This window comes from Flavobacterium sp. ABG (assembly GCF_001027725.1).
Classification (GTDB): domain Bacteria; phylum Bacteroidota; class Bacteroidia; order Flavobacteriales; family Flavobacteriaceae; genus Flavobacterium; species Flavobacterium cupriresistens.
This window is the reverse complement of the sequence record NZ_LEKS01000076.1, coordinates 1-452: the sequence shown is the minus strand read 5'-3', so window position 1 is coordinate 452 and position 452 is coordinate 1. Positions and strand designations below refer to the sequence as shown.

The following is a 452-nucleotide window of genomic DNA, read 5'->3' as shown; positions in this document are numbered from 1 at the left end:
AATGTATCTACCGTAGTTGTCTTCAGAATACGTTCCTGGAACTGTTTTTGGAATATGATACGTAATTTCATCAGTAGAAATTGATGGCGCATTTACGGTTACCATCACCTTGTCATTTTTTATATCATTTAGATTGATTGCAACCTGAACTTCTTGTTTTGAAGCATTAGTAATAGAAGTACTTGCCGTTTTACAGCTCCAAAGAATTGAAGCTAAAGCAAGGGAAAAAAGTATTCGTTTCATTTTGTTCGTTTTATTTTTGTTATAAGTCATTTAAACCCTGCTATTGTTACAGTTTATAATGATTTAATAAAGACAGTAATGGTGTTAGTTAATTTTGTCGATACCGGTAAATCAGGATTGGTATAGGATTTCATGTTTTCGGTATCATCACCCATAATTTCTTTGAAAATATGATTCATATTGTCAATAATAACAAGTTCAGCATCAGG

Annotated in this window: 1 pseudogene; it reads right to left on the bottom strand. The window is 31.6% G+C overall.

Annotated features, from left to right (window positions below):
- Positions 1-243, bottom strand: a pseudogene (locus AB674_RS21740) (peptidase M61); the annotation flags it as partial.
- Positions 244-452: the final 209 nt, after the last annotated feature.